Source organism: Candidatus Kaelpia aquatica (assembly GCA_030765335.1).
Lineage (GTDB): Bacteria > Omnitrophota > Gorgyraeia > Kaelpiales > Kaelpiaceae > Kaelpia > Kaelpia aquatica.
In genome coordinates this window covers 1-23,482 of record JAVCCU010000030.1, presented here as the reverse complement: position 1 = coordinate 23,482, position 23,482 = coordinate 1, and the positions used below count along the sequence as shown (strand labels likewise).

Annotated in this window: 20 protein-coding genes and 2 tRNA genes; all 22 read left to right on the top strand. The window is 33.8% G+C overall.

Annotated elements, in window-relative coordinates; all coding sequences use genetic code 11:
• The first annotated feature begins 15 nt into the window (after window positions 1-15).
• The 22 genes from P9X27_05180 to P9X27_05075 all read left to right on the top strand — a co-directional run bounded on the left by P9X27_05180 (window position 16) and on the right by P9X27_05075 (window position 23,469).
• Window positions 16-1,068: a type II CAAX endopeptidase family protein gene (locus tag P9X27_05180; protein ID MDP8253770.1), complete on the top strand. Its 1,053-nt coding sequence runs from the start codon at window positions 16-18 to the stop codon at window positions 1,066-1,068.
• Window positions 1,065-2,138, top strand: coding sequence for an S-methyl-5-thioribose-1-phosphate isomerase (gene mtnA / locus P9X27_05175; GenBank protein ID MDP8253769.1), 1,074 nt, complete (start codon window positions 1,065-1,067; stop codon window positions 2,136-2,138). Before P9X27_05180 ends, mtnA begins: the two co-directional genes overlap by 4 nt.
• Window positions 2,131-3,015 carry a thiamine-phosphate kinase gene (gene thiL, locus P9X27_05170; protein MDP8253768.1) on the top strand — a complete coding sequence of 295 codons (885 nt, stop codon included), beginning with the start codon at window positions 2,131-2,133 and terminating at the stop codon, window positions 3,013-3,015. The genes mtnA and thiL overlap by 8 nt, the downstream gene beginning before the upstream one ends.
• On the top strand, window positions 2,999-3,460 hold the full coding sequence (gene tsaE, locus P9X27_05165) for a tRNA (adenosine(37)-N6)-threonylcarbamoyltransferase complex ATPase subunit type 1 TsaE (protein ID MDP8253767.1): 462 nt from the start codon (window positions 2,999-3,001) through the stop codon (window positions 3,458-3,460). Before thiL ends, tsaE begins: the two co-directional genes overlap by 17 nt.
• A 5-nt stretch (window positions 3,461-3,465) precedes the next feature.
• Window positions 3,466-4,143 carry a tRNA (adenosine(37)-N6)-threonylcarbamoyltransferase complex dimerization subunit type 1 TsaB gene (gene tsaB, locus P9X27_05160; protein MDP8253766.1) on the top strand — a complete coding sequence of 226 codons (678 nt, stop codon included), beginning with the start codon at window positions 3,466-3,468 and terminating at the stop codon, window positions 4,141-4,143.
• A gap of 20 nt (window positions 4,144-4,163) precedes the next feature.
• The gene (gene alr / locus P9X27_05155; protein MDP8253765.1) at window positions 4,164-5,291 is read left to right on the top strand and encodes an alanine racemase; all 1,128 of its coding nucleotides are present in this window, start codon (window positions 4,164-4,166) and stop codon (window positions 5,289-5,291) included.
• A gap of 90 nt (window positions 5,292-5,381) precedes the next feature.
• Window positions 5,382-7,034: a dihydroxy-acid dehydratase gene (gene ilvD, locus P9X27_05150; GenBank protein MDP8253764.1), complete on the top strand. Its 1,653-nt coding sequence runs from the start codon at window positions 5,382-5,384 to the stop codon at window positions 7,032-7,034.
• Window positions 7,035-7,043: 9 nt separating this feature from the next.
• Window positions 7,044-8,495 (top strand): RtcB family protein, encoded by a 1,452-nt coding sequence (locus P9X27_05145; protein MDP8253763.1) that lies wholly within the window; start codon window positions 7,044-7,046, stop codon window positions 8,493-8,495.
• Window positions 8,496-8,522: 27 nt separating this feature from the next.
• Complete coding sequence (serS, locus tag P9X27_05140; protein ID MDP8253762.1) at window positions 8,523-9,791, top strand: serine--tRNA ligase; 1,269 nt, start codon at window positions 8,523-8,525, stop codon at window positions 9,789-9,791.
• A gap of 209 nt (window positions 9,792-10,000) precedes the next feature.
• Window positions 10,001-10,570, top strand: a complete 570-nt coding sequence (locus P9X27_05135; protein MDP8253761.1) for a tetratricopeptide repeat protein — start codon at window positions 10,001-10,003, stop codon at window positions 10,568-10,570.
• A gap of 57 nt (window positions 10,571-10,627) precedes the next feature.
• Window positions 10,628-12,013 carry a radical SAM protein gene (locus P9X27_05130; protein MDP8253760.1) on the top strand — a complete coding sequence of 462 codons (1,386 nt, stop codon included), beginning with the start codon at window positions 10,628-10,630 and terminating at the stop codon, window positions 12,011-12,013.
• On the top strand, window positions 12,010-12,594 hold the full coding sequence (locus P9X27_05125; GenBank protein ID MDP8253759.1) for a cobalamin-dependent protein: 585 nt from the start codon (window positions 12,010-12,012) through the stop codon (window positions 12,592-12,594). Before P9X27_05130 ends, P9X27_05125 begins: the two co-directional genes overlap by 4 nt.
• The gene (locus P9X27_05120; GenBank protein ID MDP8253758.1) at window positions 12,591-13,295 is read left to right on the top strand and encodes a radical SAM protein; all 705 of its coding nucleotides are present in this window, start codon (window positions 12,591-12,593) and stop codon (window positions 13,293-13,295) included. The genes P9X27_05125 and P9X27_05120 overlap by 4 nt, the downstream gene beginning before the upstream one ends.
• Before the next feature lie 278 nt (window positions 13,296-13,573).
• Window positions 13,574-14,359: a UbiA family prenyltransferase gene (locus P9X27_05115; GenBank protein MDP8253757.1), complete on the top strand. Its 786-nt coding sequence runs from the start codon at window positions 13,574-13,576 to the stop codon at window positions 14,357-14,359.
• Window positions 14,360-14,468: 109 nt separating this feature from the next.
• On the top strand, window positions 14,469-15,872 hold the full coding sequence (locus P9X27_05110) for a glycosyltransferase family 39 protein (protein MDP8253756.1): 1,404 nt from the start codon (window positions 14,469-14,471) through the stop codon (window positions 15,870-15,872).
• Window positions 15,873-15,929: 57 nt separating this feature from the next.
• Window positions 15,930-16,892 carry a radical SAM protein gene (locus P9X27_05105; GenBank protein ID MDP8253755.1) on the top strand — a complete coding sequence of 321 codons (963 nt, stop codon included), beginning with the start codon at window positions 15,930-15,932 and terminating at the stop codon, window positions 16,890-16,892.
• 111 nt (window positions 16,893-17,003) lie between these two features.
• Window positions 17,004-18,161, top strand: a complete 1,158-nt coding sequence (locus tag P9X27_05100) for a radical SAM protein (GenBank protein ID MDP8253754.1) — start codon at window positions 17,004-17,006, stop codon at window positions 18,159-18,161.
• A gap of 53 nt (window positions 18,162-18,214) precedes the next feature.
• On the top strand, window positions 18,215-19,417 hold the full coding sequence (locus tag P9X27_05095; protein MDP8253753.1) for a U32 family peptidase: 1,203 nt from the start codon (window positions 18,215-18,217) through the stop codon (window positions 19,415-19,417).
• Between the two features lie 469 nt (window positions 19,418-19,886).
• On the top strand, window positions 19,887-21,788 hold the full coding sequence (locus P9X27_05090) for a hypothetical protein (protein MDP8253752.1): 1,902 nt from the start codon (window positions 19,887-19,889) through the stop codon (window positions 21,786-21,788).
• Window positions 21,789-21,989: 201 nt separating this feature from the next.
• Window positions 21,990-22,077 (top strand) — tRNA-Ser (locus P9X27_05085).
• A 59-nt stretch (window positions 22,078-22,136) separates the two neighbouring features.
• Window positions 22,137-22,958, top strand: a complete 822-nt coding sequence (locus P9X27_05080; protein MDP8253751.1) for a sulfide-dependent adenosine diphosphate thiazole synthase — start codon at window positions 22,137-22,139, stop codon at window positions 22,956-22,958.
• Between the two features lie 438 nt (window positions 22,959-23,396).
• Window positions 23,397-23,469, top strand: a tRNA-Phe gene (locus tag P9X27_05075).
• Window positions 23,470-23,482: the final 13 nt, after the last annotated feature.

Genomic DNA, 23,482 nt, shown 5'->3' with positions numbered 1-23,482 from the left:
TAAGCTTAATTTATTATGGATTTTAAGAGAGGTTTAAAGGATTTTGTCGATGAGTTTGGTTTTTATATCTTTATACTTTTCTCTACATTTGTAATATCTCTTTTTGAAGCAGTTATACCAAGGAGAATATACCTTGGTCAGCTATATTCTAAGGCTTTAGTTCTAAGGCAAGCATGGGAAGAGAAGTTGGCCTTAAGCGAAGAGAAGCTTTTAGATTTGAAAGCTGTTTTCGGATCTCCGATTTTTTTAATATTTTTGATTTTTGCGTCCATTTGTTTAGCTATGTTTTTAATCCAAGTCTATAGATTATTAACCTTAAAGCCTCTCATAAAGAGAGTTAATTTCTCTCCTTCTCCTCTTTGGAGTCTGAAAGATTTTCTTAAAATATTAGTCTGGGTTATATTCTGGCTTCAAGTTTTCTCTGTTTCAGATGAACTGCTGGGGTTTTTTATGAAAATATCGACCGAAAGAGAGTATATAGTTTTTAATCTTTTTAACTCATTTATTTTAGATGTTACAATATTTGTTTTGGTTTTATATTGGCTTAAGAAGTACTTTAAGCAAGGTTTGGCTGCAATAGGTGTAGGGCTTAAAAATATGCTCTATCCTCTTAAGATAGCACTATCAAGTTATCTTTCATTTATCCCTCTGCTCTTTATAGTTATGGTTTTAAGTTTGACATTTTTAGGCAAATATGAGAAAGCAAGTTCCCCGCAGTTGCTATTCTTCTTTCTTCTCTTTGAAAAGAACCCGCTTATCTTAACCTTAACTTCTCTCTTTGTTGTTTTCATCGGGCCTTTTGTTGAAGAGTTGTTTTTTAGAGGCTTGCTATACACTGTTCTTAAAAAGTCAATAGGAGGATTGCAGGCGCTTTTAATCTCATCCTTATTGTTTGCGTTTCTTCATATGAATATCATAGGTTTCTTTCCCATATTAGCCTTAGCTTTTCTATTTGTATATCTTTACGAGAAGACAGGCTCTCTATGGTGTCCTATATTTGCACATGTCTTACATAATGGCTTTATACTGTTGTTGATATTTCTTTGGAGGAGATACGTAGGGGTATGATGGATTTTAAAGATTTCTATGGCAGGAGTTTTCATATAGAACATTTAAGATGGGATGGAAGTTGTCTTGAGGTTTTAGACCAGAGACTGCTTCCCGATAAGATATCCTGGGTGAGCGCAAATAACCTAGAGGAAGTCTATAATCTAATTAAAAAGATGTATGTTAGAGGTGCACCTCTAGTAGGAATTGTGGCTGCTTTTGGAGTAGTTCTAAGCATAAAATATGGTATGCCTAAAGATATTTTAGGATTAGAGAAGCAAATTAAGATTGCAATAGAGGTGTTATCTAAATCTCGGCCCACAGCAGTAAATTTATATTGGGCGCTAGAGAGAATCAAAAGAGTTTTTAATAAGAATAGAGGTAGAGATTTGATTGAATTGATAGATATTATAGAAAATGATGCGTTATCTATATGGAGAGAGGATATAGAGCAATCTTACAAAATAGGAGATTTAGGCTCTGAGCTAATAGAGAATGGGGACAACATTCTAACGCATTGTAATGCTGGCGGACTTGCAACAGGGGGCTACGGTACGGCTCTGGCTGTATTTTTTAGCGCTAAAGAGAGAGGAAAGAAATTTTCCGTTTATGTAGATGAGACAAGGCCTTTGCTTCAAGGAAGCAGGTTGACCTGCTGGGAATTAAAAGAGGCAGGTATAGATTATAAATTAATCACTGATAGTATGGCTGGGTTTTTAATGAAAGAGAAGAAAATAGATAAGATATTTGTCGGAGCCGACAGAATAGTTAAGAACGGTGATTTTGCCAATAAGATAGGTACTTATTCTTTAGCCAGACTTGCGGGGGTGCATAAACTGCCCTTCTATGTTGTAGCTCCTTCGACCAGTTTCGATCTATCTCTAAATAAAGGAGAGGATATCCCTATCGAAAGAAGAGGCTCCGATGAGGTTCTCAAGATATCCGGAGTTAATATTGCACCTCTTGGTACTAAAGTTGAAAATCCGGCTTTCGATATAACTGAGTCTGAGTTTGTAACTGCTATAATAACTGAAAAAGGAATAATAGAGAGACCTTTTGAAGAAAGAATCAAGAAGGTTTTAAATGAATGAGGATAGATTAGCAGCTTTATTATCATCATTGTTTAAAGGCGGCAGAGATTTTATAGGTATTGGAGATGATGCTGCGGTATTGCCATATAAAAAAGGTGAGAAGCTCCTCTTTACAACCGATACCATTATTGAAGGCAGGCATTTTATAAAGAATAGATTAAGCCCTTATTATATAGGCCGTAAGGCTATGGCTGTGAACATATCAGATATAGCTGCTATGGGAGGAGAGCCTTTATATGCAGTTGTAAATCTTGGGATTAAAAAATTGGACAAGGTATTTGTATCAAAACTTTATAGGGGAATAAAAAATATAGCTGAAAAATATGACATAAAGATAGTGGGTGGAGATACAGTTAAAAGTAACTCTCTTTTTTTGGCCATTGCTATGGTGGGTAAGGTTAAGAGCATTTACTTGCTTACTAGGTCTGGAGCTAAGGTCGGTGATGCTATCTATGTTACAGGCACTATAGGAGGAGCTGCTTCTTCTTCTAAGCATTATAAATTTAATCCAAGATTAAAAGAGGCTCAATGGTTGAGTAGCAATTTTAAGATAAATTCTATGATAGATATAACAGACGGTCTTATTTTAGATCTTAGTAGACTGTGTAAGGCTTCTGATAAAGGTGCTATTTTAGATAAAAGATTGATCCCCTTGTCAGCTAGAGCAGCTAGTTTTAGCAGTGCAGTTAGAGAAGGGGAAGATTTTGAATTGTTATTTACTGCTTCAGGGAAGAGTAATATTCCAGGCTCTATTCCAGGCTGCGGTCTTAAAGTTAGGTCTATAGGTAATATTACAGAGAAGAGAGGAGGGATTCTTATTCAAGAGGCAGGGCGGATGAGAAAGGTTAAAGTGGAGGGTTATGACCATTTCAAGTAAAAAGATTTATACTAATTCTGAACGAGAGACTTTTAGTTTAGGTAAGAGTATGGCAAGATCTATCTCTCCTGGGGTAGTAGTTGGTTTTGAGGGAGAGCTGGGCTCTGGTAAGACCGTTCTTATAAAAGGTATTCTAGCAGGCTTAGGATATGATCCAAAAAATGTAGCCAGCGCTTCTTTTGTTTTAGTTCAGGAATATAAAGCCAAGTTCCCTATCATTCATATGGATCTTTATAGATTAACCAATAAAGATGAAATATTTGAAATTGATTGGGATGGATACTTTTCTAAAGATAACATTGTTCTTATAGAGTGGGCGGAAAAAGTTAAAGATGTCTTGACCCTAGATGTTCTGGTAAAGATAGCGCTGCTAGCTGAAGATAAGCAGCGATTCATAGAGATTGATACAGATAACGTAAAATTTTTAAAGGAGATAGTTCTTTAGTTAAAATGTTTATTCTTGGGATAGATGTTTCTTCAGACCGATTGAATATCGGATTGGGTAAAGATGGCAAGTTAGTCTCTAGTCTATCATTGGAAAATCCTCGTGAGCATACAGCTTTATTATACGGGCATATCAATGCGGTGTTAGAGGAAGGCGAGGTGACAGTTAAAGATTTAAGCTGTTTTGCTGCTGTTGTAGGTCCAGGCTCCTTTACTGGAATAAGGATAGCTGTTACAGCAGTTAAGGCTCTTGCTTATGCTTTAGATAAGGATGCGGTGGCTTTAAACTCTTTGGATCTATTAGCCTTGAATGCGTCTTCTGTTGAAGGTGATATAGTTGCCTCTTTAATGGACGGTAGGAGGGGCAATATCTATTTTTCTAAATATAGAAGAGGTGAGGATGGTTTTAAAAGAGTTAGCGAACATGTTCTAATATCTGCGGAAGAAGCTGGAGATAGATTAAAAGATGTGGATATTATTTTGGGGGATGGAGTTAATGTGCTGAAGGAAGTCTATCCTGATATAGGGAGTAATTTAAATATTCTAGAAAAAGAGAGCTGGATCATAAAGCCTGAACATATAGTAAGTTTGGCTTTTCACGATTGGAATAAAGGGGAGAGGGAGAATATATTTGATTTAAAGCCTTTTTATATTTATCCTAAAGAGTGTACGATAAGAAGATAATATATTAAATAGCAGAAGATATGCAGATAAATTTAAAAAATAGAATATCTAATAGATGTTGGTTGGAAATAGATTTAAATGCCATAAGGTCTAACGCTGCAAATTTAAGAAAATTTTTAAAGTCAGAAGTCGGAATTATTGCTGTTGTAAAGAGTAATGCTTATGAGCATGGCATAAGAGAAACTGCCGAGGCTTTATCGGAATTAATAGATATATTTGCGGTATCCAGTTTAAGCGAAGCATCTGAACTTAAAGAGTGCGGCATAGATAAGCCTATCCTCTTTCTCTCTAATCCTTTAGGGGATGAGGATATAAGTTTTATAATTGAAGAAGGTATCATGCCAGCCATTAATAGTATTGAGTTTTTGGAATTATTCGATGAAAAAGCTCGGCATCTGGGTGTTAAAATACCAGTGCATATCAAGATTGATACGGGCATGTCTAGGCTGGGCGTAGGATGGGAGGAGAGTGATAGCCTGTTAAAGGCTCTTCTTAAGTCTAAGCATCTTGATGTCCAAGGCTGCTTTACTCATTTTGCACATGCTGAAGATATAGATTTTACAAGGTTACAAGCAGAGAGATTTCAACATTCAAGAGATCTTCTTAAGGAGCATGGTTATAGTTTTGTGTCTCATCTGGCCAATAGCTCTACAACTTTACGCATGCCTTCTCTCTGGTATGATCTTGTAAGGCCAGGTCTGATTCTTTATGGGGTATATCCTGATTCAGGAGTAAAAAGCAGAATTAAGATAGCCCAAGCTATGAGCTTTAAAACTCGTCTCATAGAGATAAAGACTGTAAAAAAAGGCAATTCTATAGGGTATTGCTGTACCTATAAAGCTTCGTCGGATATGAAAATAGGAATTATTCCTGTAGGTTATAGTCAAGGTATTCCTTGGAGTTTTTCAAATAGAGGTTCAGTCCTTCTGAGGTCTAAAAGAGTCTCTATTTTAGGTAGAGTTTCCATGGATCAGACAATGGTTGATTTAAGGGATATTGAAGATGCTCAAATAGGTGATGAGGTTGTAATTACAGGAAAACAGGGAACTGAAGAGATAAGAATTGAAGAGTTAGCGGAGTTGTCTAATACGATTCCCTATGAAGTTTTATGTGGTTTAGGTAAGGTTAAAGATAGAGTATACCTTTAATTTATTTGTAATTTATTAAACTGTTTTTGTTATCCATAACTTTAGAGCTGTTATTGTTTTTAGATAATAAATTTATAAAAGGAGGCAAGAATGCGTAGTGATAAAATAAAAAAAGGTGTGGAAAGAGCTCCACATAGAGCATTACTCTATGCAACAGGAATATCTAAAACTGCCTGGAGGAAACCTTTCATAGGAATGGTTTCAAGTTTTACCGATCTTGTGCCAGGGCATGTTAATATGCGTGTCTTAGAGCGTGCAATTGAGCAGGGTGTATTCTCTGGAGGCGGCGTAGGTTTTTATTTTAGCGTGCCTGGTATCTGTGATGGAATTGCAATGGGGCATAGCGGTATGAAATATTCTTTACCATCACGTGAATTGATAGCAGATATGATTGAAAGCACTACTAATGCTCATCAGCTTGACGGCCTGATCTGCCTCACTAATTGTGACAAGATTACTCCGGGTATGCTAATGGCTATTGCCAGAATTAATATACCTGCGATTGTTGTGACGGCTGGGCCTATGCTTGCCGGTAATTATAAAGGTAAGAGACTCTCTTTAGTTCGTGATACTTTTGAAGCTATAGGTCAATATAAAGCAGGTAATATGCCTAAAGATGAACTTACCGAGCTAGAGTGCCGTGCTTGTCCTGGAGCTGGCTCATGTCAGGGAATGTATACAGCAAATACGATGGCTTGTTTAACGGAGGCTTTAGGAATGAGCCTTTCTTTCTGTGCTACCTCTCCAGCTGTATCTGCTGAAGCAGTAAGAATTGCAAGAGATAGCGGCGAAAGAGTTATAGAGCTTGTAAGAAAAAATATAAGACCAAGAGATATAATGAATAGTAAGTCGTTTGATAATGCTATAGCAGTTGATATGGCTTTAGGCGGCTCAACGAATACGGTTCTGCATCTTAAAGCTATTGCCCATGAAGCAGGAGTGGAATTGTCATTGGATAGATTTGATCAAATAAGTAAGAAGACCCCTAATATTTGTAAGCTTAGGCCAGCTGGAGATTACATGATGGAGGATCTACATAGAGCAGGTGGTATACCGGCTGTTCTTAAGAGGCTTAAAAAGTCGATTCAAAACAATATTACTACCTCAGGCTATACGGTGCATAAGATTTTAGATAATGCAGAGATATTCGATGATGATATTATACGGCCAATAGCAAAGGCTTACTCTAAAGAGGGTGGTATTGCGATATTAAAAGGTAATATTGCACAAGACGGTGCAGTTGTTAAACAGGCGGCTGTATCTAAGGAGATGCTTAAGTTTAAAGGTAAGGCCAGGGTGTTTAATTCTGAAGAGGCTGCAAATAAGGCTATTTTAGATGGCAAGATAAAGAAAGGTTCGGTGGTTGTTATAAGATATGAAGGGCCTAAGGGTGGTCCCGGCATGCGTGAGATGTTAGCTCCGACTTCAGCTGTATATGGTATGGGTTTAGCCAATGATGTTGCCTTGATAACTGATGGCAGGTTCTCAGGAGGTACTCGTGGACCTTGCATCGGACATGTCTCTCCAGAGGCCCAGGAGGGTGGCGCTATTGCTTTAATTCAGGAGGGTGATGTCATTGAGATCGATATTCCTAAAGGCAAGTTAAACCTTTTGATCTCGGATAAAGAGCTAAAAGAGAGAAAAAAGAAATGGCGTAGCCCAGAACTAAAAGTGAAAGAAGGTTGGCTCTCTCGCTATGCTAAACTGGTTAGCTCTGCGTCTACAGGAGCTGTTTTTAAATAAGTTTTTACAATGATAACTTCTCAGATAGAAAGAGTAGATAATTATAGGTGGCGTATACCTAGAGATTATCAGGAAGGTATGAGGGTTCCAGGAATAGTCTATGCTACTGAGGATATGTTTAATAAAGCTATAGACGGTCAAGCTTTTAAGCAGGTTGCCAACGTTGCACATCTCCCAGGAATAGTAAAATACTCTCTGGCTATGCCCGATATTCACTGGGGGTATGGTTTTCCAATAGGAGGAGTTGCAGCAACCGATCCTGATAATGGCGGTGTTATTTCACCTGGCGGAGTTGGGTATGATATTAATTGCGGCTTAAGACTTTTGCGTTCAAATTTAGAGTATGAAGATATTAAAAAAGAAATTACTAACCTGGTTTCATCTATCTATTCTTCTGTTCCTGCAGGAGTTGGCTCAAAAGGTGATCTTGTATTGTCCAAAAAGGAGGAGAGAAATCTTTTAATAAAGGGTGCAAGATGGGCTGTTGAGAGAGGATTCGGGGTAAAGGAAGATCTAACATATTGCGAAGAGAACGGTCAGATAGATGGAGCAGATCCTGATAAAGTGAGCGATAGGGCATACGAGAGAGGTAGAGACCAGTGCGGAACCCTTGGTTCCGGAAATCATTTCTTAGAGATTCAGGTGATAGCTGAAATATATGACGAGCCTTCTGCTGATAGCCTGGGGCTAAAGAAAGGTGCTATCACAATAATGATTCATACTGGTTCTCGTGGTTTTGGTTACCAGGTTTGCGATGATTATTTAAAAACTATGGTTAAGGCAGTTAGCAAATATAATATAAATATTCCAGATAGACAACTTGCTTCTGCTCCAATTAATTCTAGCGAAGCTAAAGATTATATCGGGGCTATGAGGTGTGCTGCTAACTATGCTTGGGCTAATCGGCAATATATTACTCATTTAATAAGGGCTGTTTTTGAAAAATATTTTAATCAAAGTCGGAGTTCTTTAGGGCTCAATTTAGTATATGATGTTGCTCACAATATTGCAAAATTTGAAAAACATATTGTAGATGGAGAGGAGAAGACATTATGTGTTCACAGGAAAGGTGCGACACGTGCATTCGGACCTAATCATGCTGAGATACCGGAAGATTATAAAGATATAGGTCAGCCTGTAATCATACCCGGAGATATGGGTACAGCCTCCTATCTCTTGCTTGGAACTGAACGTGCAATGAAAGAGAGTTTTGGTTCAACCTGCCATGGAGCAGGCAGGGTTATGTCTAGAACAGAAGCGATTAAAAAAGGTAGAAATAGGTCTATTAGTAAAGAGCTTAAAGATAGAGGAATATTTGTTCTGTCTCGAGGTAAGAAGACCTTACTTGAAGAGATGCCTGATGCATATAAAGATATAGATCAAGTTGTTAATGTTGTTGTCTCGGCTGGAATATCAAAGAAAGTTTGCAAGATGAGACCCTTAGGTGTTATTAAAGGGTAGATATAGATTTGAAAAAAAGGAGGTTGCATGCTAGATTTAAAATTCATTCGTGAAAATAGCGATTTAATAAGAGAGTCTTTGAAAAATCGCAACATGGAATTAGATATAAACAATCTTTTGGAATTAGATGAGAGAAGAAGAGCGATCATAAAAGAGGTTGATGATTTAAGACATAAACATAATAAGGAGAATAAACAGATTCCGAAATTAAAAAAAGAAGGCAAAAGTATAGATGGTAAATTAAAAGAGCTAAAAGAGCTCTCTGATAAGATAGGTTTTAAAGAGCAGGAATTAAGAGAAATCGAAGAAGAGGTGCAAGAACTACTATTGAATATCCCTAATATTCCTCATGATTCAGTTCCAGTTGGACCGGATGCTTCATCTAATAAAGTAGTTAGAGAGTGGGGAGAAAGTAAAAAGTTTGATTTTAAGCCCTTAACCCATGTTGAGATTGGAGAAAATCTTGATATTATAGATTTCTCTCGAGCTACCAAGATAACAGGTTCTAATTTTATTCTATTTAAAGGTTTGGGTGCTAAATTAGTTAGAGTATTGATGAACTTCATGTTGGATTTGCATACTGAAAAACATCTTTATCGTGAAGTTTGGCCACCTCTGCTTGTTAATAGAGATAGTATGACTGCTACAGGACAGTTACCTAAGCTTGAAGATGATATGTATAAGCTAGAAGGCGAAGACTATTTCTTAATTCCTACGGCTGAGGTCCCTGTAACAAATATACATAGAGGAGAGACCTTAGGCGAAGACGCTCTACCTATATATTATACGGCCTATACTCCTTGTTTTAGAAAAGAGGCAGGGTCTTATGGTAAAGATACTAAAGGTTTAATTAGAGTACATCAGTTTGATAAGGTTGAGATGGTAAAGATTACTACTCCTGAATCTTCTTGGGATGAACATGAGAAACTAACTAAAGATGCTGAGGAGGTATTGCAGCTTTTAGGGTTAAAGTACAGGGTTGTAGTATTATCAACCGGGGATCTTTCTTTCGCAGCTTCTAAATGTTATGATTTAGAGGCCTGGGCTCCTGGGTTAGAACGTTGGCTTGAGGTGTCGAGCTGCTCTAATTTCACTGATTTTCAGGCTAGACGCTCTAATATTAAGTTGAAAAGAAGAGACGGTAGTATGGTGTATCCTCATACTCTTAATGGATCTGGCCTTGCGTTTGCCAGAGTCATTATATGTTTACTTGAAACCTATCAGCAGAAAGATGGTTCTTTTTCAATACCTAGCGCTTTAAGTCCTTATATGGGTGGTACAGCAGTTATAAATTGATAAATTACTTGCTCACAGTGGTTGTTTCATAGAATAATATCTTGAAGGCGAAAGGCAAAAGATGGATTATCTAAGATAGATTTTGGAATATTAATAAGAGATTATCTTTATTGGTTTTATTTAAGCGGGATTTTTAATGTTTTTTATGGAAACTATATGTTTATTTTTTAAAGTTTTTGTTTTAAAATAATTGTAATAGGAGGTGAATGATGGGGAAAATTATATCTATATATACAGTAGTTATTATGTTGTTCATTGTGTGTTACTCTCTACCTGTTTTTGGAGAAGAAAATCCTGAATTAGGTAATAGTGAAGTTGAAAAGAATTTAGAGCTAGGAAGGATATTTGTGGAAGAGGGGGAATTCCTTTTGGCTGAGCATGAATTTAAAAAGTGGCTGGAATTAGACCCTAGTAATTATACTTTTTGTAAGAAAGTGGGTAATATATATATTATTCAAGGTGAATATGAAAGTGCTATTGTATGGTATCAAAAAGCGCTAGATATTAAACCTGATTACTCAGACTCAAGTGTTTATAACAATTTGGCTGAGTGTTATAAAGTAAAAATGGAATATGATAAAGCTTTTAAATTGATTAATAAAGCTATTGAAATCAACCCCGAAAAAGGATTGTGTTATATCACTTTGGCTGAAATATATCTGAAGCTAGGGGAGGAAGACAAAGCGTTTGAGTCTCTGGAAAGAGCTGAAAAATATATACAGAATCCCTATGAAAAAGATACTCTCTATAGAGTAAAAAACGAATTGTTATTAGAATAAGCAATTCTTACTTTCTAAATAGTGAAAATATTGCTAATCAATCCTCCCCTAGAAAATATGATTTATTCTCAATTGCCCGAATTTATTATAGCAAGGGAGAAATATTCTATGCCATTGGGGCTTTTATATTTATCCGCTTATCTGCAGTATAATTCTAAACATAAAGTTGAAGTATTGGATTGTAGTAAAGAAGATAGTGCTTCAGTTTTGAAAATCAGAGATTTTTTATCATTTTATAAACCCGATTTAATTGGAATTACTGGCTATACGGTTAATTGGATAGATATGATTTCATTGGCAAAATTAATTAAGGATATTTTACCCCAGATTCACGTTGTTTTAGGAGGAGTCCATGCTAGCATGTTTCCCAGAGAATCTCTTAGTTTTTCCTGCATTGATTCTGTAATTTTAGGAGAGGGTGAAGAAGCATTATTAGAGCTCTGCGATGCTTTAGAAGAAAAAGCTGATTTGTCAGGAATTAAAGGTCTGATAACTAAAGATAAAATAGATATTGATCTTTCAGATGAAACTCGATTAATTGAAAATCTAGATTCGTTACCTTTCCCGGATAGAAGCTCGGTAATAAAGTTAGATAAATCGTATTTAAAATTTCAAAATAGCGTAAAATCTTCCGCGTTTATCATTAGCAGTCGAGGCTGCCCTTTTAATTGTGCATTTTGCAGTAATTTTCCAAAAGTATACCGTCTCCGTTCAGTAAAAAATATTGTTGATGAGATGGAAGAATGTAAACATCAGGGTTTTAATTATTTGATTTTTTATGATGAAACATTTAATATTACTCCTTCACGAGTAATTGAGATAAGTGAAGAGATTTTGAATAGGAATTTAAATATTAGCTGGAGTTTTAGAGCAAGAGTCAACAATATTGAAGAAAAAATGCTATTTTTAGCTAAACGGGCAGGGTGCAGAGCTATTAATTACGGTGTTGAGACATCTACAAATGAAGGGCTATGTATTTTAAATAAAGGCATTACAATAGAAGAAGCAAAAAGAGCATTTTATTTAACTAGAAAAACTAGAATTTTATCTTTAGCCTATTTTATGATTGGCTGCCCGCATGAAAAAACCCACAATGATATTGCAAAAACTATAAATTTTGCTAGAAAATTAAAACCGGATTATGCAATTTTTTCCATATTGACGTTATTTCCTGATACAAAGTTGTATGATTTAGCTGTAGAAAGAGGCTTGTTTTCCGATGATATTTGGAAAAATTTTGTTTTAAATCCGTTTGAAAATTTTTCTCCTCCTGTATGGGAAGAATCATTGTCAAAAAAAGAATTATTTACTATGCTAAATAAAGCATATAAAGCGTTTTATCTTTCGCCAGCAAGAAGTATAAAAAGAATTTTTTCGCGTCAATTTTATAATAATTTTGCAAATAAAATTGATTTTTTTGTTGGAATGTTTCGAAATCAATGAAAGTAAGTTTAATTAATTGTCCACAAAGCCCTTATCCGTATTTATATTTAGGGCTGCCATATACTGTTAGTTCTGTTTCTATAAAACATAAAGTCCAGCTTATAGATTTGGCATTTTGTGCCAAAAATTATAAAAAATTTATTTTAAGTGAAGTTCAAAATGATGTACCTGGTGTAGCTGCTTTTTCAGTAAACAGTGCCAATATTGATTACGCAGTAGAGATTGCAAGATTTCTTAAGCAGAGACATTCTTCTATCTTGATTATGTTTGGAGGTATTTATTCTACTTTGTTGCCCGAAGTGATGTTAAGGTATTCAGGAGTGGATGCAGTTTGTGTTGGAGAAGGGGAGGAAGCATTTCTAGAGTATTTAGATAGATTAGAGCAAGACGAGGAGCCTTTTGTTCAAGGAATTTGGTATAAAAAAAATAATCAGGAGATCATAAAAAATGAGTCAAGGCCTTTTAAAGGCGATTTAGATAGTTTGCCATTTCCTAAAAGAGATATTTTTGGTGTTTCTAAATACATCAAAACCAGCTTTTTCATCCCTACCATTTGTAGTTTCAAGAGGCTGTTTGTATGATTGTAGCTTTTGTTTCTTCTCCAGCAATCAGAAAAAACTTTCCGGGAAAATATTTTAGACTGCGCAGTCCTCAATGTATAATTGAAGAGATTGAGACGGAAACAGGTAGATTTTGGAATAAAGGGTTTCGGTGCATTGACTTTGTGGACGATAATTTTGGGTTGGATATCGATTGGTTTTACGAATTCTGCTCACTTTATAAGAAATCGTGGTTGTATAAAAAAATAAAGTGGTTTTGCCATATTCGAGCAGATAAAATGACTAATCAATGGGCTAAACTTGCATCTGAAGCAGGATGCATAATGGTAGGCATTGGAGTGGAATCTGGCGATGAAGATATCCGTAGTCGGGTTTACAACAAAAAAATAACCAATAAAAATATTGAAAAAGCTCTAGATTATTTAAAAAGATATAGCATAGCCTCGTTGATTTATATGATTATAGGTTGTTATGAGGAAACAGAATATACTGTTAGAAAAAGTGTTTGGTATATAAAAAAGCTTTCTCCTTCTGTTACACATTTTTTTAATTTCCAACCTTTTCCTGAGACCAAACTTGCGCAGGATATTCAGAATAGAATAGGATTGAAAGATGGAATTAAATTAATGGAGTTTTGGAATAGTAAAAAAATGAACTATTGCATTTGGGTGTTAAATTATTGCGCAAAATGGCAGTTAGAATACAGCGAGAGAATTTGGTAAAAGAGTTGTATAAAGCAATCATTATAGGAAAAGCAGATTTTTTCGGATTGTATAAAATTTATTTTGTTTTTAAAAAAATATCAGGTAGTTTCTTTTAGCTATAGATTAATTAAAATTTTTTATTCATATTAGTTACTGCAAATATGAATTAAAACGGATTAAAGGGACTTCCATATCAAGGTATACTTATTTATAGATGCAATTTAGAATATTCAAGAAATAAGTGCTCTAAAAAGACAGTAGATTTTCTATCTTTAATTTGTTAATATTTATCAAAAATGGAAAGAATATTTTCAATTAATAGGAAAATTGACAAAATAGATGTATATCGTATTCATGATTGGCTTTATCACTTAGGATTTATTATTCTAGGTACTTTAATAGCCGATAAAACAGCTGGTATTGGGGTCTTTACTTTATTAATTTGTTCTTTTGCTCTAGCTTTTATTTATGCTTTGAATGATTTTACTGACCATGAAAAAAAATCTATATTGTTTATATATCCATTAGTTTTGTTAATAATATGTGGACATCTTATCTCATCCAAGCAATGGGTACCTCTTGCTCTGTTCTTGGCACTACAAATAATATATTCTGTAAAACCTTTTCGTTTTAAAAAGATTCCTATAATCGGAACCTTATGTTGTATGTTGGCTTTTCCGCAGATCTTTTTAATAGGGTATTTTGAAGTTGACAATTTTGATTTAAGATCTTTTTCAATTTTTTTGTTACTCACTTTGTTACTTGGAATTATGCAGCTTGTACATGAGGTAAGAGACATAGATGAAGATGTCTCTGCGGGTATTAATACCAGTGCTGTTTTTTATGGTAAAAAAATAATTAATTATGTTTGCATGATTTTTAGTATTTTGGGTATTGGGGTTAGCGTATATCTATGTACGTTTAGAATAATTAATATGGTTGCTTTTATGGCATTATCTATATTCCAATTGTACATGCTTGGAGAAATATTTTTTAAAGGTATAACTTTTAAAACAAGGTTTAGATTTCGCATGTTTGGGTTATTCTCTGGAACAGTATGGTTTATTTCTATATTTTTATAATATGTATCGAATCATAAAAAAGTACCTACCGTTATTACTCATATTAACTGTAGCTTTAACTCTAAGATTATATCATTTGGGATTTAATGACCTCTGGTATGATGAGGCTTTGACTGCGCATATAGCTATCGGTAGCGAATCTATAAGCGGCGATGATTCGACGCCGCTTTATTCATTAGTCACATCAGTATTGCTTTTTGCTTTCCAAAAGTCGGAATTTATTTTCAGATTTACAGCAATGTTTTTTGGGTTATTAAGCATTTTTGGGATCTATAAACTCACAACTCTTCTTTTTGACAAACATATAGGTTTAATTTCTGCTGTTCTTTTAAGTTTTTCTCCTATGCATATATGGTATTCTCAGGAAGCCAGAGGAGGAGCGCTAGCAACATTCTTTTCTATTTGTAGTATTTATTTTTTTATTTCTTTGCTAAAAAAGGAATACAAAATTCATTTGTGGATTTTATTTATCATTAGTACGACTTTAGGGTTGTATTCCAGCTATTTTATAGTTCTGCTTATTATTCCTGAATTAATCATTCTTTTTTTAGAGAAAAAATGGAGTTTAGTTCCTAAAGTAATAATGTGCTGGATGGTGAGCCTTTTATTTTTTTTACCTTGGTTGTTAATGATTATGCAAGAAGGAATAAATGTGCTTAGAAAAGATAATTTCTGGATAAATAAACCTTCATTAAAAACTTTGATTTGCACCTGGGATGTTATTAATGTAGGATATAATAGTTACAATATAAGTTACTTAGCTGCGCGAATCATTACACCCTTTCTAATTTTGAGTTGTTTTATCCATGATAGAAAAAAAATAAATGCAGTGCTAAATTTTTTTATTCTATTTTTTATTCCAATTTTTTTAATATTTTTAGTCTCTCAAATTAGATCGGTATACCTAATAAGAAAAATGATAATATTTTTACCATTTTATTTATCTATGCTTAGTTATGGATTTATTTTATTTAGAAAAAAGAACGTAGGAAAAATTCTTGTTTTGTTATATCTTTTTTTGTGTGGTTCTTCTATTTTAAATTATTATAAGAATTATGCCCCAGCTCCTACAGTTACTTCTGCTGGATATGGGAACTATATAAAAGAGCCTTTTAAGCCGATTGTAAATTATATCAAAAATAATTTGCAAAAGTTCGATGCAGTTGGTTTTTCTAGCATGAGCGTGAATTGCTCTATTCCTTATTACTGGGGTGAGGAAAATATTTTCTACTTTTTTTATATACCATCTTCTCAGGATGTATACGTGTTAAAAGAATTAATAGAGCCGCAGAAAAGCTGGAATAAGACTATAATAAATTTATCAAAAGAATTTTTGTCACCATCCCCTGACAGAGTTTGGGTTATTTCGTCTTCCTGGGATAGAAAGGGAGAGCTAGATCCTGAATCGTTAGCGGTTAAAAGCTGGTTTGAACAGCGATACCCAAAAATTCAAGAGCAAGAGTTTGATGGTGTTATAGTAAGCTTGTTTGATACTACAAGTAAATCTAACTAATTGTACTTGTTACATATAAGAAAAGGAGTGAATTGAGTGATTAATTTTGATATTAGAATGAGCACATCTAAAATACAGAAAGTATTGCATTATTCAAGTATATTTTATTATAAATTATTTCCTTTTATATTTGGAGACTTGCTTATTACAACAAGATGTGCTGCAAATTGCTCTTTTTGTGTTTATGGGAAGTTGGATAAATGCGATATGTCTAAAGAAAATATAACAGTTTTGTCAAAATCGTTTAAAAATATTGGTGTAAGAAATGTCAGAATTTCAGGTGGTGAGCCATTTACTGTTTTTAATAAATTATTATATGCGGTTAGAGAACTTAAAAAATACTATTCCTCTAATAGAATTTCAATTATTACTTCATGTCTCTGGGCTCAGGATAATAAAGAGACATATGAGAAATTGAATATATTAAAAAACAAATATGGGATAAGAAAAATATTTATCAGTTTTGATGCATTTCATTTGGAACATATACCAATTAGCAATTATTATAACTGTTTTAAGGTTCTAAAAGATTTAGACATGAAGTTTCATTTGGCTATTCGGTACAGCAAAGGGTTGAAAAAATATTTTCCAGATTTACTTACAATAATACGTGAATTTAATCCCAAGGTTTCGTTTAAGTTAGTTATGCCTGTAGGGAATGCAGAAGATTTGGAGATAAGTGAAATGATTTCTGTTGAAGATATTATTGAAATAAAAAGTTTGTTTTTAAGCCAAAATCAATTTTTAAGTCCAAGCATTATTTTGGAAAAAATTAAAAAGTTTATTTTAAAGCATAATTGTTTTATGCTAACTGCTTTTCCAAGCGGCGATATTCATTTTTGTTGCCTAAAACAAGAAAATACTTTTATGGGGAATATAAATAACGAGAGTATTGAAGAGATGTGGTGTAAATTAAAGAAAAGTAATTGGAGTAATGTCGGTAGAATAATTAAATATTTAATTACTCCTCAGGGAAGAGATGTGTTTATGTGTAAACAATGTCCTGTTAAAGCAAAGTGATAAATTTTATATAAAATCAAGCAGGTTTATTTATTTACGAATTTGATTGAATTTGTATGGAAAATGGAGATAAACTATAATTGAGTGATAAAGTCAATTAGGAGGTGAGAAATGCAGATGAAAATTTGTAATAACTATGCGAAGCTAGATACTAGCATACTTGATTATGAAGATTTAAGGATTCCTATAAATGAAAATAACTGGAGAAATATTAAAAAACGAAGTTCAAATGTTGCTTTAGCCATAACTAATCGGTGTAATATGTTTTGTAAAGTTTGTTATGCTCAGAATGAAGAAGGGGGTTTTAGCTTTGATGAAATGAGCCTTGAAACCATACGACAGATTTTATCTCGGATTGGGAAAAATAAAAAAATTCTTCTTTTAGGAGGAGAACCGACTTTAAGGGATGATCTATTTGATATAATTAAAGTGATTAAGTTGTCTGGGAATGTACCTATTTTGTATACAAATGGAATTAAGCTTGCTGATGAAAATTATGTAGATAAGCTTATTAAAGCTGGTGTTAAAAAAATATTTTTGTCTATCGATAGCCTTAATGAGAATATTGCTACACGCTTAAGAGGGGATTCTACTTGTCATTATTCAAAACTTGAAGCCTTAAATAATTTGAAAAGATCTGGCAAGATTAAAGTGTGGCTTTCAGTCACTGTTGCTCGTAATATCAATGAAGAAGAAGTTAAAAGCTTATTAGATTTTGCTTTGGAGCATAACAATTTTATAAAAGGGTTTATATTTACCCCCTGTATGTCTGTCGGTTGGTATCAACTTCCCACTTCTGCTCAGTTGAATTCTGCTGATTTAATAAGCATATTAAACAAATTAACCAACGGTGTTCTTGAACATAGATATTTTTATGAATTTAATTTATTAAGATATAATTTAAATTTAGTTTTAAATAAAATTGGTAATAATTTTCCATTGTACAGAAATTCTGTGTATTTAAACGTGGAACAAAAGAGTTTTAAGGAACTTATTTCCGTTGAAGATTTAAAAAAGATAAATTATTGTTTTGAGAAAAAACAATATTTTGGGTTACTAAAATATGTTTTCCGTTATAATCTATGGTTGTTTGTGTGGCAAGCAATAATTAATCCAGGATCTATTGAGGATATTTCTTATAGAAGACCTGGTCTACATATAATGATTGATGAAGTAAAACTTCCTGCGGTTGATTTAAATTCACTAGCTATGACCTCTATTACACTTGCTGCATGGCAAAGTAATATTTTTGCTGTTTATACGATATAATAGTATTAACCTTCAGGTACCTATAGGGTGAATAACTAATCTAGTCTCTTAAAATGAATTTATCTGTTCCTACCAATTGGCAAAAAAAAATATTACCTGAAATTATTAGGCCTCAAGTAAAAGAAGTGTATGGAAAATTAACAAAAGATTTTGTAGGAGGAGGGAGATCGTTGTTGGCTATCCCTGAAGTTGCAGTAAAAAAGGCTGAAGAACATATTAAAGAAATAAGAAAAGGCGGATCAGAGTTCAATTATCTTTTAAATGCCGTATGTTTAGATAATAAAGAGTTTACAAGAGAAGGGCAAAAACAAATTCGAAAAATTTTAGATTGGCTTGTAAAAATAAATGTTGATTCTGTGACAGTTACTGTTCCTTATCTTCTGCAGTTGATTAAAAAAAAATATCCAAAACTGAAAGTATATGTTTCCACCATGGCGCAGGTTAATTCTGTAGAAAGAGCAAGGCTGTGGGAAGATTTAGGGGCAAATCGTATCACTTTGGCTCATCAGGATGTTAACCGTAATTTCGAATTGCTGAAAGCAATAAGAAAAAATGTTGCCTGTAGCTTACAGTTGATTGTGAATAATGGATGCATATATAATTGTCCGTTTTATATTTATCATACAGTTTTACTCTCCCATGCTTCGCAATCTAAACATTCATTGCGAGGTTTCTTTGTAGATTATTGTTCTTTATATTGCCGGGCAAAACAACTTTGTGAGCCAGAATATTTTATAAAAAACGATTGGATTCGACCTGAAGATATACATTACTATGAAGATATTGGATATAACGAGTTTAAATTAGTGGACAGAGAAATGCCTACAGAAAGATTAGCTTTAATTACGGATGCTTATATTAAGAAATCGTATAATGGTAATCTTTTAGATATTTTGGGAAGTTTTTCTTCTGCAACAGGAGGTAGTAATTCAAATCAAAAATCTCTCTCTAAATGGATAAAGATTATTAAATATCTTTTTCGTCCTCAGCAAGTTAATATATCGAAACTTTATAAATTTAAAAATATACTTACTAAGGTTCCTGTTTATATCAATAATCAGTCTTTAGATGGTTTTTTAGAGCATTTTTTTAATAAAAGATGTGACCTGATGTCTTGTAAAAATTGTAATTTTTGTAATGATATAGCTAAAAGGGTGGTAAGCATTGTCGATGAAGATAAATATCGAGATTTGATAAAAAATTATAATTCAATTTTAGAAGATATAGTTTCGGGTAAAATGTTTATACGGAAGTGATTTTTTTTCTTTTTAATTGTCCCTATATGTTTTTTAAAGCAATTTTGAATATTGATACATCTCTATTTTCTTGATTATTAAAATTCCCTTGCTCAAAATTTTCTTTAGTTTTTAGTATGCAACTCTTAACTAAATTCTACTTGTATTCTCATATCATTACTTATAAACTATATTTCGTTGCTTAAGTCTTATTGTTTATTAATTAATTCGGAGGCGTGGCAGAGCGGACTAATGCGGCGGTCTTGAAAACCGAACAGGTCAAAATTCCCAACATCTTGAAAGATAGGTAGTTACATAAATCCCCTTGTAAAATCAACAATTATTGACTTACCTGTATTACCACCAATTCCGAGTATTACCCTGTATTGCGCTGTATTCTAGTCACAATATGGACACAAAAAAGAGCAGTGTTTGACAAGCGGTAAGGGGCGTGGTATACTTATGGTATACTTTTAAAAAGAATATTCTAATGAAGGTAAAGAAGATTAAATTAAGGGTTATATCTTTAATCAATAGTCTAGTTGCAATTATCTGTTTTATTCTTATGTTTTCTAATGAGGCAAGCAGTGCAACCTCTAGTATAAATTATAATTTATCTTTACGTAGAATGAGAACAAATGAATCTTTTGAAAATAATTCTCAGCGCCTAGAAGAGCTAGTCGGCGAAGAAGCAGCTAGAGCAATCACTAATTTAGTTGAACAAGAAGTTCCTGAAGAAATAAGAGATGAGGTTATGGCTTTTGCATGCGAAATTTTTGAAGATGTAGCAGAAGAAACAGGTGGTGGTTTTGGGGTTACTACAGCAGATAATAATTTTAATCCGTTTTCTTTTGAACTTGAATTAGAAATAGATGAACCAGGCTATGAATTATTCAATATAAATATAGATAGACTTTTATTAATACCTGGATTTGGCCGTATATATGGATTTTTAAGATATACTATTCCTGCTTTAGTCGAAAATGCTTCTCTGAATATGGCAGTAGGTACATCTTTAAATATTCAAGCAGCATTTGAGACGCTTAAAGACAAATACTGTGATTTAAAATCAAGATTAAGAACTGTTCAAAGCGAATTAAGTCATAGCAAGGATGTTGTAACTGCTGGTTTAAATGTAGCTTTTAGATATCTGTTTCCAAAAAGTATTTCAGAATCTTCATCTGTGGAAGAGCTTACCAGAAACTTCAATGCTGACATTGAAAATATAACTAATGCTGTAAAAAAGGAAGACCAACGTGTAGATTGGTTTGAAGAATTAATTTCAAGATTAAAATCAGAAGCTGAAAGTAGAGAAGCAAGTTTTATTAGAACGTTAACTAGGCACATAGGCCAGTTTAATAGGCGGAATATAACGGAAGATTCTGAAAGAATAACAGTAGAGTATATCAAGATAAATGGTGAGGATTATCTAAGAATAAGATATGATCATGGCGTATCTTGGAACCTCCAAATGTTAGTTAAATACAGAAACTCTGATGGGGGATATCAGGTTGATAGAGTGTTGGTATCCGAAGTTACTCCAGAGTACATGGGGTATGCCGATAGTTCTTATGTCGATGTCAATTCTCTTGATTCAGATGATTCAGATTTAGCTGGTGACCTTGAAGTGGAAGTGCAGTCATTGATTAATAGTGATATTGATTCTGATTCTCTTGAAACCTTGAAATTTGAATTTGAATTAAGACTTCTATTACATCCCGAATTAGAACGTAAACTAGCTAGTAATTTAAGTTTTGAAGATTTTGAAAATGTTATGGACCAGATAGTGAGTTTCGAAAATCCTTTTCTTGTATTTTTAGTATTTCAGGAGTTAAATTTAGCACTGTTGCGTGGGTTAGATACATATTCCCTATCTAGCGGGGAAGCTGGTGCTAGTTACCATCCTGATACTAATCATGTTGCTGATGGTGCTTATAGATTGTCGGAATATGAAAATCGAAGCATCTTACTTCATGAAATTACACACTCAAGATTTGCAGCTTTATATGAGAAGGCGAAAGATAAATTAGAAGGGGCTATAGAATATTTCAAGACACAACATAGTAAATTTTTTCAAAATATTGTTAAAAGAAAACTCTATAGTCATTTAGAAGGAAATGACTTAGGTATACTTAATGAGTTAATAGCCTATTTAATGGCAAGTCTCCAACATGAAGATAACATAATGAATCATTTTGGTGAATCTGAAGATATTTCTGTTAAGGATATTGAAGTAATTGCAGGCCTGGGGTTTGTTCCTGATTGGGCGAGACCTTCACAGTTAGGATACGAAAAAGATGTTATAGATTCAGAATATTATCAGATGTTGTTTGATTATTCTATAGCAAATCATGGTAATCTATCATTATTTGGTTTACCTCATCCAGATTAAATGATAAGTTTTATTCCTCCCATATTTTCCCCTTTAAAACAAACCATTTAGCGACTTACCTGTATTACCATCAATTCTTTATACTACCCTCTATTCTGGGCGCTATTTGGACATAAACTATTTTACATCTTATAATATGAATATCTTTTCCGTTGCATATTTCCTCATTTCTATTACAATTTAACAATAGTTCGTTAATATGGAGGCGTGGCAGAGCGGACTAATGCGGCGGTCTTGAAAACCGTTGTCCTTTACGGGACCAGGGGTTCAAATCCTCTCGCCTCCGCCATTTCTTATATGGCAAGTATGACTTACTACTGCTAGCATGTAGTTTAGGAGATGAAATTAATGGTTAAGTTTAGTAGTATATCTGAGGCAAAAATAAGTCGAGCTATAGTCAAGGAATTCAACGAATTTCTATCTAATTATATAGAGTCAGACGTAATTATAGTGGGCGGTGGTCCATCTGGTTTAATGGCTGGCAAGAGGTTAGCAGAAGAAGGTTTTAAAACTCTTCTAATAGAAGCTAACAATTATCTTGGTGGAGGATTTTGGATGGGTGGGTTTTTTATGAATACTGTCACTTTTCGCGATCCTTCTCAGAGAATTTTAAAAGAGATAGGAGTTCCTTATAAAGAGGCAGAGCCTGGCCTATTTACAGTAGATGGTCCACATGTCTGTTCACGCTTAATTGCCAGCGCTTGTGACGCTGGATTAAAAATATTAAATCTTGTCAAGTTTGATGATCTTGTACTGAGAAAGAATAATAAAGTTGGTGGAATAGTCATTAACTGGGCCGCAGTAGGAAGTTTACCTAAGCAGGTGCGTTGTGTAGATCCTATTGCAATAGAGTCTAGGTTGGTAATAGATTCTACCGGTCATGATGCATGCGTAGCAAGCAAATTAGCAAAACTTGGATTATTAGAGATAAAAGGTGAAGGAGCTATGTGGGTTGAGAAATCTGAGGATTTAATTGTTGAACAGACTGGCGAGGTTCATCCGGGTTTGATTGTTGCAGGTATGGCTGTAGCTACAGTCTACGGTGTTCCCAGAATGGGTCCTACATTTGGAGCTATGCTTTATTCTGGGATAAAAGGAGCTGATGAGGCTAAAAGAATTTTGAGTTCTCCTAGCCCTGATATCTTGGATAGAGAAGAGATATTGAGTTAATATTGTAAGTATTGATATTTACGATTGAAAATATTATTTTTATTTAAAAGTGAGAATTTTATTGCTCCAAGAGGTTTGTCTTTTCTCTCAGCCATTGCAAAAAAATATAACCATAAGACTTATCTCTGCGAATTAAATAGTCAGAATCCTTTTCAATCTATCTTAGAGCTAAATCCGGATGTAATTGCTTATAGCTCTTCAACTTGAGTATATCGTCAGCTATTATAACTTACTTTTTGTCCAGTTGTAAGGGTGCAGTCCAAAATTGTCAGAATAAAATATATTAATTATTCACGAAAGCATGTTTATTAACAAAAATAGTAAAAAGAAAATAATCACTGTTGGTTTATTAGTAAAAAGTGATATTTTAACTTTGACTTGACACTAGAGTAGTTTCAAATTGACCAATCTTACATTTATGTTATAATTTTGTTTCATGCCGAGATAGCTCAGTAGGTAGAGCGCAGGACTGAAAATCCTGGCGTCCCCAGTTCGATTCTGGGTCTCGGCATTTACTATTTTTA